The sequence below is a fragment of the Niabella beijingensis genome (genome assembly GCF_020034665.1).
Lineage (GTDB): Bacteria > Bacteroidota > Bacteroidia > Chitinophagales > Chitinophagaceae > Niabella > Niabella beijingensis.
Window position 1 is genome coordinate 2,283,670 of record NZ_JAIQDI010000001.1, and the last position, 14,186, is coordinate 2,297,855.

Annotated in this window: 10 protein-coding genes; 4 read left to right on the forward strand and 6 right to left on the reverse strand. The window is 48.4% G+C overall.

The annotated features are described in order from the left end of the window. Positions 1–59 precede the first annotated feature (59 nt). A complete protein-coding gene (locus K7B07_RS09590) occupies positions 60–1,133 on the reverse strand; it encodes a FecR family protein (RefSeq protein WP_223709218.1) in 1,074 nt (357 codons plus the stop codon). A gap of 76 nt (positions 1,134–1,209) precedes the next feature. Beyond that, positions 1,210–1,809, reverse strand: coding sequence for an RNA polymerase sigma-70 factor (locus tag K7B07_RS09595; RefSeq protein WP_223711356.1), 600 nt, complete (start codon positions 1,807–1,809; stop codon positions 1,210–1,212). A 295-nt stretch (positions 1,810–2,104) separates the two neighbouring features. Between K7B07_RS09595 and rpoN the strand changes: the two genes are divergently transcribed. Together rpoN and K7B07_RS09605 are read left to right on the forward strand one after the other, a co-directional pair. Continuing rightward, the gene (rpoN, locus tag K7B07_RS09600) at positions 2,105–3,589 is read left to right on the forward strand and encodes an RNA polymerase factor sigma-54 (protein ID WP_223709219.1); all 1,485 of its coding nucleotides are present in this window, start codon (positions 2,105–2,107) and stop codon (positions 3,587–3,589) included. A gap of 170 nt (positions 3,590–3,759) precedes the next feature. Then, a complete protein-coding gene (locus K7B07_RS09605; protein WP_223709220.1) occupies positions 3,760–6,204 on the forward strand; it encodes a TonB-dependent receptor in 2,445 nt (814 codons plus the stop codon). Between the two features lie 696 nt (positions 6,205–6,900). Here the strand turns inward: K7B07_RS09605 and K7B07_RS09610 are convergent. The 4 genes from K7B07_RS09610 to K7B07_RS09625 all read right to left on the reverse strand — a co-directional run bounded on the left by K7B07_RS09610 (position 6,901) and on the right by K7B07_RS09625 (position 12,246). After that, positions 6,901–10,056, reverse strand: coding sequence for an outer membrane beta-barrel protein (locus K7B07_RS09610; protein ID WP_223709221.1), 3,156 nt, complete (start codon positions 10,054–10,056; stop codon positions 6,901–6,903). Positions 10,057–10,313: 257 nt separating this feature from the next. Next, complete coding sequence (locus K7B07_RS09615) at positions 10,314–11,024, reverse strand: hypothetical protein (RefSeq protein ID WP_223709222.1); 711 nt, start codon at positions 11,022–11,024, stop codon at positions 10,314–10,316. Between the two features lie 49 nt (positions 11,025–11,073). After that, positions 11,074–11,433 carry a DUF3127 domain-containing protein gene (locus K7B07_RS09620; RefSeq protein WP_223709223.1) on the reverse strand — a complete coding sequence of 120 codons (360 nt, stop codon included), beginning with the start codon at positions 11,431–11,433 and terminating at the stop codon, positions 11,074–11,076. Positions 11,434–11,550: 117 nt separating this feature from the next. Next, on the reverse strand, positions 11,551–12,246 hold the full coding sequence (locus tag K7B07_RS09625; RefSeq protein ID WP_223709224.1) for a TIGR02117 family protein: 696 nt from the start codon (positions 12,244–12,246) through the stop codon (positions 11,551–11,553). A gap of 62 nt (positions 12,247–12,308) precedes the next feature. Between K7B07_RS09625 and K7B07_RS09630 the strand changes: the two genes are divergently transcribed. Both K7B07_RS09630 and recA read left to right on the forward strand, forming a co-directional pair. Next, complete coding sequence (locus tag K7B07_RS09630) at positions 12,309–12,989, forward strand: hypothetical protein (protein ID WP_223709226.1); 681 nt, start codon at positions 12,309–12,311, stop codon at positions 12,987–12,989. A 142-nt stretch (positions 12,990–13,131) separates the two neighbouring features. Further along, positions 13,132–14,160 (forward strand): recombinase RecA, encoded by a 1,029-nt coding sequence (gene recA / locus K7B07_RS09635; protein WP_223709227.1) that lies wholly within the window; start codon positions 13,132–13,134, stop codon positions 14,158–14,160. Positions 14,161–14,186: the final 26 nt, after the last annotated feature.

The following is a 14,186-nucleotide window of genomic DNA, read 5'->3' on the forward strand; positions in this document are numbered from 1 at the left end:
TAAAGTTAACACATCCTTATCAGGAACAACGGTATCAGCCGTGCCCTGCTTCCCGGTAATTACCGGTACGAACTGATAAATACTTCATGGTTCTCGATTTTATACTCAAAGGGATTTGCAAGCCGGAGCGCCTCCAGGGCCTGGACCAGTGTTTCTTTTTCAAACGACCCGTTGAAGCTTAAGTCCTTTACCCGTTCATCTGTAAAATGAATTGTTATATTGTACCAGTGTTCCAATTTGCTGGCAAGACTTACAAAATCGTCTCCACGGAATTCCAGCCGGTTATACATCCATGCCGTCTCTATACGGTCGGCTTCTGTCTTCGTGCTGTCGATCGGCTCGATCTTTATTGCTTCGCGCCCTCCTTCATCTTCTGAGGCATTGTCTTCCGCAAGCAGGGTATTGGGCACTACCAGTTTCTGGTTGGGATAAAGCAATACCGGTTGAAAATCTTTTTTTCCCCCGTGCTTGGTAACACTGATCAGCCCCCGGTACAAGGCTGTTGTGGTAAGGGTTTCATCGGTGTAGGCCTTTACATTAAACGCTGTTCCCAGCACCTTTATATCCATATTCCCGGCATGCACGATAAATGGCTGCTCCGCCTTTTTTACCACATCAAAAAAAGCCTCTCCCTCCAGTTTTACCTCACGGGTACGGCCTTTGAAATCGGTGACATAAAACAAACGGGAGCCTCCATTGAGCCACACACTGCTGCCATCCGGCAGTACCAGCTGTTTCCGGCTGCCCCTGGGAGCCTCCAGGGCTATCCGGTATGCAGGCCGCAAGCCCGCCTGAGGCGTGCGGCTAATACCCCAGTAAAGACAGATGCCGGCAATCACTGCGGCAGCGGCGCCATAATAAACAAACCGCCTGCGGATCAGTTTTGCCCGGCCCGGATGTATCGCTTCGCTGCCGCCTGCGGCTCTTGCCAACAGTGCTTTTGCCTGCGTTGTATAATCTTCCGGCTGGTGTTGCTCTTTGCCTTTTTTCAGAACTTCATACAGCAATGTATATTGTTGCTGCAGGTCCTGATGCTGTGCCAGATATTGCTGAAGCTCCTTCTTTTCCGATTCGGTTGCCTCGCCATAAATGGCACGTGCCATCAGGTTCCATATAAAATCTCCATTCCTCATGTATAAGCGAACATCTGTCGCTATCTATTAAGGACAGGGATTTTAAAATGATCTACTATATAAATGGGAAAAATTTTTATTTATTTTTCGCAGCCGGTTTCTGGCGGAGGCTTTTAGGCAGCCCCAGCGACTCACTGATACGCTTTACCGCAAGCGCCATCTGTACATCGATCGTATTAACCGAGATATTCAGTATTTCAGCCACCTCCTTATAACGAAGCCCATCCTCCCGCACCAGCTTAAAGATCATTTTACAACGGGGCGGCAGTTGTTCCACGGCATGGTTCACCCGCCGGAGCATTTCTGCCGTGACGACGCGTGTAAAAGGGTCGGCATCAAAAGAGGCAACCGCCGTGGTCATTTCATCCAGTCCCGAAACCGTCCATTCCCGGGCTTTAAGCGAGAGCTGGTTGAGCGACTGGTTTTTTACCGCAACATATAAATAAACGGAAGGGTTGACAATATCCCCCAGCCGGGACCGGCCGAGCCACAATTTGGTAAATACATCTTCCACCACATCGGTGGCAAGCTCCGGCACCCTTACCAGGGAAAGGGAAAAATTATACAGGCGTTTATAAAAACTATTATATAAACGTGTAAACGCCGCTTCATCACCACCGGCTATCTTTTGCCGCAGCTGGGGCCATTCCTCTTCTGTATGGTCCGGATTGTTAATTTTTTAAAAAATTGTACCTCCAAAGGTAACCATTTCCCTAACACCTGTTAGAAAAACCATCGGCTGTCTGTTGCTAAATAATTTCTAATAAAATCACGTCCTTGTTAAATCCGTTTATACCATATATCGGTTTTAAGGAAAATTCTAGATATTTTTTACTACTAACCGTTATAAATCAAATATTTAATCGTTAATTTTAGGTAAAATAGCGGATTTATCTGTAGTTTTTTGTAATTCAAATCGGTATATTTGTAATTTACGGCGCGATTTTTGAGACGTCGCACGATTTTTAAAAATGGCTTTAGGACAATCATTACAACAAAAGCTTTTACAGAAGTTATCACCCCAGCAGATTCAGCTTATGAAGCTGCTGCAGGTGCCTACAGCCAATCTGGAAGAGCGGATAAAGGAGGAGATGGAAGAGAACCCGGCATTGGAACTGGATGAAGGGAAACATAGCGATGACGGGGAGCTGAAAGATGAATTTACGGACGGGAACGACAGTCTTGATGATTCCGATAACGGGCAGGACGATTACGATACTATTGACGTGAGTGATTATGTGCACGACGGAGATGATGATATTGCCGATTATAAAACCCGCGAAGACCATTACGGGGATGATGAGAACCGGCAGCTGCCCATTAAAACAGAAACCAGTTTTTACGATACGCTGGAAAACCAGCTGGGACTGCTTTCCCTGTCGGATAAGGAGCACCAGATCGCGCAGCACATCATTGGCAGCATCGATGAAGACGGCTACCTGCGCCGTGATACCCCTGCCCTGGTGGATGACCTGGCCTTCCGGCAGAACATAGAGACCACAGCAGCCGAAGTGGAAAGCATCATTCAAAAGATACAGCAGTTCGACCCGCCGGGAGTAGGCGCACGGGATCTTACCGAATGCCTGCTGCTGCAGTTAAAACGGCAAAAACAGGAAGGAAAGGAAGTGGATAAAGCCATCCTGGCGATTGAAAAATATTTCGACGAGTTTACCAAGAAACATTACGAAAAGATACAGCGTGGTCTGGGCCTTACCGAAGAAGAACTGAAAGAGGTAATGCAGCAGATCGTAAAGCTGAATCCCAAGCCCGGTGGGAACATCGGAGCGGTAAACAAGGCCGAAAGCTATGTGGTTCCCGACTTTTTTATTATGAACAATAACGGAAAGCTGGAACTGACCCTGAACAGCCGCAATGCTCCGGAACTGCGCATCAGCGAGGGATACCGGGATATGATGAAGGAATACGACCGCGGTTCAAAAAAGGACAAACAGCAGAAAGAAGCCGTACTGTTCATCAAACAAAAGATCGATGCCGCCAAGTGGTTCATCGATGCCATCCGCCAGCGCCAGCATACCCTGCTGGATACGATGTCGGCCATCATGGAGCACCAGGAGGAATTTTTCCTTACTGGTGATGAGACCAACCTGCGTCCCATGATCCTGAAAGACATTGCCGAAAAGACCAACCTGGATATTTCCACGGTAAGCCGGGTAGCCAACAGCAAATTCGTACAAACCGAATTTGGCACCTACCGGTTAAAATTCTTCTTCAGCGAATCGCTCAGTACCGACAGCGGTGAAGAAGTTTCCACCCGTGAGGTAAAGAAAATACTGACGGATCTTATTGAGAACGAAAGCAAAAAACATCCGTATAGTGATGAAAAGCTGACCGAAATGCTGCAGGAAAAAGGCTATAACATCGCCCGCCGCACGGTAGCCAAATACCGGGAGCAGCTGAATATACCTGTTGCAAGACTGCGGAAAGAGCTGGTGTAAGGTCGATGTGATCGATCGGCAGGCAATGCTGCAAAACCGTTGTTTACAATGCTCCCGTTCAAAAAATTTGTTCCCATCTTTTTCCTCATTTCGTAAATCAATTTTCCGATCGCGTAAACCATCCCATCCGGGGCAGGATACCTTTGCAGGCTGAAACAAAAAATCCTCAAATGAGCCGGTATTGTTACGCCCTATTCCCTTTTCTGCTTTTTTTTCTGACAATCGCTGCCGCAGCACAAACCCCGGGAACCATCAAAGGAAAGATCACTACCTCCGATGGAAAACCCGCGGCCGATGTAACCGTATCCTTAAGCAATACAACAAAAGGGACCGCAGCCAACGCCAGGGGATTGTATGAGATCCGGAATGTTGCGCCCGGCTCCTATATCTTATCCGTTTCCTTTACCGGTCTTACCACCCAGGAGAAACCGGTGAAAATAGGCTCCGGTGAAACCCTGGTTGTTGATTTTGTGCTGAGCGAAAATGAAAAAGAACTGCAGACCGTTGTCGTTTCCTCACGGCGCGATAAACAGGCCAGTGAGTATGCTGCAAAAATGCCCCTGAAGAACCTGGAGAACCCCCAGGTCTACAGCACTATTTCCGCAGATCTGCTCAACCAGCAGGCCATTACCTCCTATGACGAAGCCCTGAAGAATGTTCCCGGTATCTTCCGGCTCTGGGAATCCACCGGGCGCGGCGGCGACGGCGGCTCCTATTTTACGCTGCGCGGATTTGAATCGCAGGTGACCATGGTGAACGGATTGCCCGGCCTCACCAACGGCAACCTCGACCCGGCCAACCTGGAAAAAATTGAAGTACTGAAAGGCCCGTCGGGTACCCTGTTCGGAAGTCCTGTGATCGGTTATGGCGGACTGGTGAATAATGTTACCAAGAAACCCTATGATGATTTTGGTGCCAGCTTTAACTATATCGCCGGAAGCTTCGGTCTGAACCGCATTACAGCGGACGTTAACCTGCCGTTTACAAAAGAAAAAGGAACCGCGGTAAGGATCAATACGGCTTACCAGCAGGAAAATAGCTTCCAGGACCAGGGATTCCGGAAATCCTTCTTTGTGGCACCCACGCTTGCGTATAAATTAAATGATAAGTTGTCCTTCCTGTTGCTTACGGAATTCATGCAGGAAGAAAAAACAAATCCCACGATGCTTTTCCTTGGCCGGGACATGCCCATGCAATTCAAGGATCTGAAAGATCTCAACTATAATAACAAACTGTCGCTTACCAGTAATGATCTTACCATGAAAAATCCGCGGTTCAACCTGCAGGGGCAGATGATCTACAAGCTGGCGCACAACTGGACCTCACAGACGGTACTGTCGCGCGGACAATCCGAGTCGAAAGGATATTATACCTATCTCTACGATAACGAAAACGGCAGGCGGGATTTTGGGCTGTTCGCCACAAAAGAAAATGCACGGACAGCTACCACCGATATCCAGCAGAACTTCACCGGGGATTTTTACATCGGCTCCCTGCGGAACCGTATCGTGGTGGGGTTTGATTATTTCGGAAGGGATCAGTCGGCCTCCGGGCCCGGCTGGGGGAAGATCCATAATGTAAACGCCCAGGGCGAAGTTAACTATACCGATATTGATCCGGAAACCGGGGAAGAAATACAATTTCCGGAAGTGTACCTGACCCAGCAGTCGGTGGACCAGATGCTGGCCGGCACGGAACCTACCAGTTTCCTCGCAAGGGACAATGCCTACAGTACTTATGTATCCAACGTTCTGAATATTACACCTTCCCTTATTGCCATGGTGAGTTTGCGGGCCGATTATTTTGACTCCAAAGGCAACCCGGCCGATAAGAGCGATGATTATCATCAATGGGCATTATCCCCGAAATTTGGCGTGGTATACCAGCCCCTGCCGGATAAGCTCTCCATTTTTGGGAATTATATGAATGGCTTCAAGAATATTGCTTCATCCCAGGTAAGCGATGATGAAGGGAATCCTATTCCCGGCGAAGTACGGGTTTTTAAACCGGAGCATGCCAACCAGGTGGAGTTTGGTATCAAAACCAATTTCGGCGGCGATAAATTTACTTCCACCATCAGCTATTACGATATCCGCGTGGATAACCAGGTGTTGCCGGATCCCATAAACACGCGGAATTCCATACAGGGCGGAAGCAGCCGCAGCCGCGGCCTGGAAGTCGACATCAATGCCAGGCCCTTTACCGGTTTTTCCGTTACCGCCGGTTACAGTTATAACGACAGCAAAATATTAAAGGGCCGGGAAGGCGATGTATGGCTGGAGGAAGGCCGCCGCCCTTTCTGGGCAGGTCCTGCAAACCTCGTCAACTTATGGGCCGTTTATAAGATCAGTTCCGGACTGGTGAAAGGTCTGGGTCTGGGCTTTGGCGGGAACTATGCCGGCGAGAACCTTACGCTTAACAACAATTCGGTGGGTGTTTTCCGGATCCCCTCCTATACCCTGCTGAACGCGTCTGTCTTTTATGATGCGGATAAATTTCGCGTCGGTTTCAATGTAAACAATTTAACCAATGAGGAATATTACGGCGGGGGATGGAGTACCGTAAACCCGCAGAAGCCAAGAAATGTAGCCATCAGCCTGATGTATAAGCTGTAGGTGTTTTGCCGCGAAGGCACGAAGTCACAAAGGATACACAAAGAGTTATTCTCACAGTCTGTTTGCCGCAGAGGCTCTGAAGCACTGGGTCCGCAAAGCAACACCAAAAAAATCTTCGTGCATCTTCGGGCCTTAGAGCCTTGGTGGCCGTTTGCCGCAGGCACTGAAGTAAGCGAAGGCACGAAGTCACAAAGAATATACAAAGATTGCTCTCACAGATGACACAGACTATCACAGACATATTGCCCGGACTGAAGCCTTCCGTATAAATCCGTGCCATCTCTGAGCCGCCACAACCCGTTCGCCACAGAGGCTCTGAAGCACTGGGGCCGCAAAGCAATGCCAAAAAATCCTTCGCGCATCTTTGAGCCTTTGAGCCTTCGTGGCCATCTCCTATCAAAGTACTAAATGACGTACTGGCCTTAAGACCTTTCATGTAAATCTATGCCATCTGTGAGCAGCCACAGCCCGTTTGCCACAAAGGCTCTGAAGCACTGGGTCCGCAAAGCAATACCAAAAAATCCTTCGTGCATCTTTGAGCCTTTGAGTCTTCGTGGCCATCTCTCATCAAAGTATTAAATGGTGTACTGGTCTTAAGACCTTTCATGTAAATCTATGCCATCTGTGAGCGGCCTTAAAATAAGATCAGATACCGGAAGAACATTTTCTTCGTGTCTCTGCTCTTTGTGGCTGTTCTCAAAAGCTATACCGCAACCCGATCTGGAACTGGTAAGGATCCCCCGAAGGGGTAACCACACCAGCTGTATTTACATTATACAGAAACTGCCGTGTAGCGGCATCAAAGGCTGTTCCCGTTTGCGGGGAATAGATGGCCTGATTGCTCAGGGTTTTGCTGGATCCTTTGTATTTATCAAAGAAGTTCACCACATTAAACAGATCGCCCGAAAGTTCGAGGGCATGCGTTCCGGCAATACGGAACTTCTTTCCCACGTGCAGATCCAGTATACCGAAGAACCCGTTGATACCACCGTTACGTGCGGCCATTTTACCATTGTATTTGCGGATATACTCCTTGATGCTCTCACTGGCGTTCGGATTGTCGAGCACGGCCTTAAGTCCGTTGCGGATATTTTCCGGAACGGACGGATCATTGATATCAAAAATATACGCCAGGTCGTTGTCGCTGGTTACAAAATCCCCGTTGCTGTTCACACCGGAACGCAGGGTATAGCGGGTGCCGCCCATTCCTGTATACCGTACGCCAATGGTAAATCCGGCCAGCGTGGGTGATGTTCCGTAAAACACCACTTTATGACGGAACTGGTTATCGGAATACGCCATGCTACTCAGATCCCGGGGATCATCCTTGACTGGTAATACCAGTGTAGCGGTATTGGCCACGTTGCCGTTATAAGTGGCATTATCCTTATTATCATTCCAGGTATAGCTGGCAGAGATCTCTCCATCCCGGAAGTATTGCCAGGTAGCGTCCACCACCACCGCGAACTGGTTTACTTTTCCAATGCTGTTCAGCTCCAGTACCCGGCCCAGTTTATTGCTGATACGGCCCTGCTTCCAGTCGGCATTGCCACTGGCCGGCATGGATTCCAGCGGTATAAATACACCGCGGTTATCTTCATTGGGAATATTGAAATAAGGGTTTGCCACCATATTCCTGTCGAGGTAGAAATAGTTATGGCGGCCCAGGGTGATAAAACCGGTGATCCCCGCCCTGAGGCGATTGGTGATATAACGTGAGTAAGAAAGATTCGCCTTATAAACGGTAGGCACTTTTACATCTTTTCCGTTCATGTTGATAGTGGGCACCTGGAACTGCGGCAGCGTGGGAGCGCTGGACGGGTTCTGCCGGTATTCATTAAAGTTGGGCACAGGTATATCCGCTCCTCTTACATCCACCGTAGCCAGGTGCGTTCCGTCGAAGACCAGGTTGTTGATCACCATATAATTGTTTATATCCGATGCAAAGATCCCTGCCCCAAGCCGGATGTAGTCGGTATGTGCCTCATTGATATCCCAGCTGAACTGCAGACGGGGTTGTACGATCAGTGAGTTCACTTTGTTGTCGGTACGTAATTTCAGCTCTTCAAACACCAGCTGGTTGAAGGGCGCAGAAGGATATTTGGCATAGTCGATCCGCAGTCCGCCGGTAAAATCCAGTCCCTTCGCGAGCCTTGTCTGCAGCTGTCCGTAAACACCGATATTCCAGATCGATGACTTCACTTCCTGGTCCGGACTGATGGGGGCTTCCCGGTAGTAGAGGTTGGGTTTGTTATTGAAAAAATCGGTCAGACTGTTGTATTCAAATCTTCCGTTCACCTCACTGCCATAGATGGATTTTGCAAAGGTCCCCATCAGATCAAAACCAAATACATATTTGATCTTATCCGTGTTCCAGTAAAAATTATCCACCAGCTGGATCACATTGTTCTTAAACCCTTCCTGTGCAAAGCGGTGCCCCCCAAACTGTACATTGGTCTTATATTCCTTGCCGTCAATAACCGAAGGTATGTTCCGGATGATGGCGCGGGGAATGTTCTCCCGGGGCAGTTCATCTCCGGGCTCGCTGCTCTGATAGGTATGCAGGTGCTGCAATTTGAGTTCATTGGTCATCCGGGAATTTACCGAGGTCCTTAAGGTTGCCAGCAGGCTGTTGTCGCGGTTGTAATCATTCCCTGCCGATTCATATAAGTTGATGGCGGTGTTGTCGATCAGTCCCAGTTTATTCTGATCACTGGTAAAGTTATTACGGACCGTCAGCAGGTTTTTGTCATTGATCTGCCAGTCGATCCGGGCAAAAGCGGCATCGGAATTACGTGTTTTTGGAAAAGATCCGTATTGCGCATGATTCGACAGCCCAAAGTGCTGACGGGCAAAATCGATCAGTTTATCCAGGGTATCCTTTCTTATTTTCAGCCGCAGTTCATCCTGTGGGGTCTGGATGTCGGCGATCACCAGCGACCGCTGATCCAGCTGATGATCCCAGGCCACAAAAAAATGAAGTTTGTTTTTAATGATGGGACCGCCGAGTGAAAAACCATACTGGTAGGTGGAATAGTTATTGTTCCGCTTATTACCCACGATATCATATCCGGAAGAAAGCTCGTTGGCCCTTCCGAATCCGAAAACAGATCCGTGGAAATCATTGGTACCGGATTTGGTCACCGCACTTACGGTTCCGCCGCCGCTTCGTCCGTAAGTAACATCGTACTGGTTGGTCACTACTTTAAACTCCCGCACGGCCTCAATGGAAATAGAGTATGGCGCGCCGCTACGGCTGGTGGTGGGGCCGGCCGAAGTCGGGTTCTTTGCATTCATCCCGTCGATGGTATAGTTGGTGGAAGTGTTCAGCTGACCGGAAATACTTCCGCCCCTGCCCGCAAGCGGGGAAAGTTCGGTAAGGTTGGCAAAGTTCCTTCCGTTCACCGGCAATTGCGTCATCAGTCTTGAACCGATGGCGGTGGCAGCACCGATGTTCTCCACCTTTGCTTTAAGACCGGAAGACACTGTAACATTTTCAAGGTTCTGCACACTGGTTTCCATTTGCATGTTTACCCGCAGGGCATCTCCCTGGTTCAGGAACAGGTTCTCCTTTTTCTGATCAGTAAAACCGGTTGAGGTGATCTGTACATAATAGGGGCCGCCCAGCGGCATTTCATTAAAAATATAACTGCCCTTATTATTGGTCAGCGTAGTTTGTTTGAAACCGGTTGAGGTATTGTACACCAGCACGGTGGCACCGGCTACCGGTTTATTTTCTGCATCTGTTACCATTCCGGAAATAGATGCCTGTGTGGTCTGGGCCAAAAGCACCACGGTCTGGAGGGACAGGATCGTTAGTAACAGCAAAACTGCACGGATTGGTTTATTCATATTGAAAGTTTTTGCAAAAGAAGGGCACCAGTATTACCGGCAGTTCACCATAATATTAAGTAACTGTAAAAAATACGGGGCTTGAGGGACAAACGCAATCATTCACTCCGGGTCAGGGGCACGGGATGTGGTACTCAATAATGAAGCCAAACTTTATGTTGAAACGTTTAAAATAAGAGCATACGGCCCCGCTGAGAAAAGGGGTATAAAAAAAGGGCATCCGTTATGATGCCCTTTTTGAAATTATTTTTTAACCGTCAGATGGTCCATTGGTCGTGTATAATCGCGATCAGATAGTACCGGCCGTTTTCCAGTTTATATACCAGCCGTACCGACTTCCAGTCCATACCGCCGTATTTTTTTGTTCCGTCCAGATAATTCTCTGTAAACTCTGCGCCGGGGTATGCGGTTTTCAGATTATTGATCGAATTGCCTTTTCCATAAACCGCATTCACGCCTGCCTGTTTCGCATTCAAAAAATTACCGTCGTATACAAATTTTCCGAAATACTCGGCGGGTGAAAGAAAGATAGCATTACCGCTACCATCATAGGAGCCCCAGTTTATTTTTTTGTTTTTATTCCTGGTGATCAGCTCCTGGAATGCTTCGCGGGTGAATTTTTTATCGGTTCCCGGTTCAACAGTGGCATACGGTGAGAAGCGGATCCCTTCCTGCGGGTGAATGAAAGAATCCAGCTTTGCGTATTCCTTATTCTTGAACAGGGTAAGGATCTCCTTAGTGGTTGCGGAAAGCACGCTGTCCTTGTTTGCTTCTGTTACCCGGAAGGAGGTCAAGGTGTCGGTGCCCACCAGCTGCATGGAATCATGCCGTTCAGAGATATCGATGCCGCTGGTGTCTTCATCTCCGGACCCCGGCTTCCCACCTTTTCCTTTACAACCGTTACATCCGGCAATGATACTGCCCAGGGCAAAACCAACGCCTGTTAACCATACCAATTGTTTCTTCATACCTTCTGTCCGTTTTTAGGATACCGCCGGCATCCTGTCTGTTTATAGTTTAAAAAGGAAGATCGTCCGTTCCTTCATTCAGATCGCTGTAGGTATCTGAAGGGTTATTATCGGTGTATTGACCGCCGCCGCTGTTGCTGCCTCCCGCCGGTTCCAGCTTCCATGCCTTTACATCGGTATACCAGCGTCCGTTGTATTCGCGGCTTTCCACGTCAAATGAAATAGTAAGGGCTTTACCAACCTGTAGCAGGCTTTCATTGATCTTATCTCCCCAGATGGAGATACATACTTTTTTGGGATACTGCGCCTGTGTTTCCACAATAATATCCTGTTTTTTCCATTCACCGTTCTTTCCCATTCCCTTCTGTAAGGGCAATAGCTGCACCAGGGTTCCTGTCAACTGCATCATTTCACTGCTTTATTTTACTGTAATCAAAATTTATGCTACAAATATAGCAGGCTTCCGGCAAAGCCGGCTGAAATATATCCCTTTGGCGGGCGTCGCAGGCATTGAAACAGGGCATACCTACTGCTGTTGCCGGTACTGGTACAGCAGCCCCTTGTCAAATGCCGCCCACTTACAGGCTTTAAGTCCGGCGGTCTTTAATGCGTTATTGGTCCAGCTGTTACAGGTATGAAACAGGCTGTAGGCGCCCTTTGCTTCATAAAAGGCATCATCCCGGTTGTACTGCGCCCGGGTATCAATATAAACCGGCGCACCCCCGGCATTTCTGTCGAGTGCAGCTTCCACATATCCGGCCAGTTTCCGGTATTGTCCTTCTGTAAGCTGCAGCTTCCGGCAAAGCGGCCCTTCTGATACATGTTTATAATAGGTAACATGTAAGGCCGTTTCTCCCAGTCCTGTTACGGCTTTGAATGCGGTAGACAGGGTCAGGTCCTTCCATTCCGGTGTGTTCAGGTAAAAGCCTTTATCGCCCCAACCCACAGCTACCCACTGATAGACTGTGTCCCTGCTGAGTGTATGCTGATAGGCAAAAGTCTGGCTCCAGTTCTTAAGATCTGTTACTACAGGAAGCACCAGGTCGGTATGCACCCCATTGGAAAGCAGAAAAGCAGTGATCTTTTTAGGGCCTTCGTCACCGGCGGCTGTAACCGTCCACCGCGAAAGAAGCCGTTCGGCGACCACATACCCGGCAATGAACAGGACCAGGACCAGCAGGGTCTTTAGCAGTATTTTGAAAAAACGTCTTACAATTTTCATATGAAGTCATAAAGATGCAGAAAAGAAACGGTTTTAGCCTGCGGATTTCCTTACTTTGCAAAATGGACTCCAGAATGGTATTAGACGGCGACAATGAGCTCCGGGAAAAAATTGACCGGCAGCCAAAATTTCAGCAAATTATTGCCACCCTCCTTTCCTATGTCTTCCATCCTGTTTTTGTTCCGATATACGTTATTTACTTTTTACTGTATATAGAGCCTTTTTTATTTTACGGAACCACGGAAGATGGCCGTTTGATGGTATTGTTGCAGGGCATTGTCAATTATACCTTCTTCCCACTGGTCTCTGTCCTGTTGCTGAGGGGCCTGAAATTCATCCCCTCTATAAAACTCAAAGAACGGAAGGACCGGATCATTCCTTTTATTATCTGTAATATCTGGTATTTCTGGATCTGGTATGTATGGCGGGGGCTGGATGGGATGCCCCGGGAAATGGTCATTTTTGCCATGGGCGTTTTTATGGCCTCCTCTGTGGGGTTGCTGCTGAATATCTACATGAAAGTAAGCATGCACGGTATTGCCCTGGGCACTGCTGTATCCTTTCTCTGCCTGCTCGGCTTCACTTATGGCCAGGGCATGAGCCTTTATATCATAATCGCCCTGCTGATCACCGGCCTGGTAAGCACCTCCCGTCTGCTGCTCTCCGATCATACCGCCAAAGAGGTCTATTTCGGACTGCTGGCAGGCGTACTGGGACTGCTGATTGCCAATATGGTAGTATAATCCTTCCCGGCGACCCAAACTGCTTGGAGGCGTCTCAAAAAAAAATAATTCCAAAAATATTAGTTTTGAAATACTAATTTTATTAGCTTTGCGTTGTTGATAAGTTAATCAGATCGGACAACGGTAAATTGTAATTTTGGTTATGGCAAAAACAGACAAAACAACAGAAATAGACATGAACAGCGAGAAGCTGAAAGCATTGCGCCTTACGATGGATAAGATTGATAAGGATTATGGGAAAGGCAGTGTAATGCTGATGAATGAAAAGGCTGAAGTGACCCAGGAAGTGATTTCCACCGGTTCCATAGGCCTGGATACAGCGCTTGGGATCGGTGGCCTGCCCCGTGGCCGCGTTATTGAAATTTACGGGCCGGAATCTTCCGGTAAGACCACAATAGCAACCCATGTGATCGCGGAAGCACAGAAAAAAGGTGGTATGTGCGCCATTATAGATGCGGAGCATGCATTTGACAGCAGCTACGCCAAAAAACTGGGCGTAAATGTCGACAACCTGCTGATCTCCCAGCCGGATTATGGGGAGCAGGCACTGGAAATTGCGGACCGGCTGATCCTTTCCGGGGCCCTGGATGTAGTGGTGATCGACTCTGTTGCCGCCCTGGTACCTAAAAGCGAGCTAGAAGGCGAAATGGGAGACAGCAAAATGGGTTTACATGCCCGTTTGATGAGCCAGGCATTGCGTAAGCTTACAGCCACCATTTCAAAAACAAACACAATTTGTATTTTCATTAACCAGCTGCGTGAAAAGATCGGGGTAATGTTCGGTAACCCTGAAACGACGACAGGTGGTAATGCTCTGAAGTTCTATGCTTCCGTACGGCTCGACATCCGCCGTTCCGCGCAGATCAAAGACGGAGATGCCGCAATCGGTAACCGCGTAAAGGTAAAAGTGGTAAAGAACAAAGTGGCTCCCCCGTTCCGCTCCTCCGAATTTGACATCATCTTCGGGGAAGGCATTTCCAAAACCGGCGAGATCATCGACATGGGCGTGGAGCTGGGCATTTTACAAAAAAGCGGCTCCTGGTACAGCTATAATAATGATAAACTGGGACAGGGGCGTGATGCTGTAAAAGCGTTGCTGCTGGACAATCCGGAGCTGGCGGCACAGGTGGAAACACAGATCCGTGAAAAGATCAAAGAAATGCAGGGATGATTTTTTGAATATAGACAGGTTAGTAA

Bases quoted from the DNA above. Each gene is read 5' to 3' on its own strand.
- K7B07_RS09590 (WP_223709218.1), bottom strand. From the start codon at position 1,133: ATGAGGAATGGAGATTTTATATGGAACCTGATGGCACGTGCCATTTAT.
- rpoN (WP_223709219.1), top strand. From the start codon at position 2,105: ATGGCTTTAGGACAATCATTACAACAAAAGCTTTTACAGAAGTTATCA.
- K7B07_RS09605 (WP_223709220.1), top strand. From the start codon at position 3,760: ATGAGCCGGTATTGTTACGCCCTATTCCCTTTTCTGCTTTTTTTTCTG.
- K7B07_RS09610 (WP_223709221.1), bottom strand. From the start codon at position 10,056: ATGAATAAACCAATCCGTGCAGTTTTGCTGTTACTAACGATCCTGTCC.
- K7B07_RS09615 (WP_223709222.1), bottom strand. From the start codon at position 11,024: ATGAAGAAACAATTGGTATGGTTAACAGGCGTTGGTTTTGCCCTGGGC.
- K7B07_RS09620 (WP_223709223.1), bottom strand. From the start codon at position 11,433: ATGATGCAGTTGACAGGAACCCTGGTGCAGCTATTGCCCTTACAGAAG.
- K7B07_RS09625 (WP_223709224.1), bottom strand. From the start codon at position 12,246: ATGAAAATTGTAAGACGTTTTTTCAAAATACTGCTAAAGACCCTGCTG.
- K7B07_RS09630 (WP_223709226.1), top strand. From the start codon at position 12,309: ATGGACTCCAGAATGGTATTAGACGGCGACAATGAGCTCCGGGAAAAA.
- recA (WP_223709227.1), top strand. From the start codon at position 13,132: ATGGCAAAAACAGACAAAACAACAGAAATAGACATGAACAGCGAGAAG.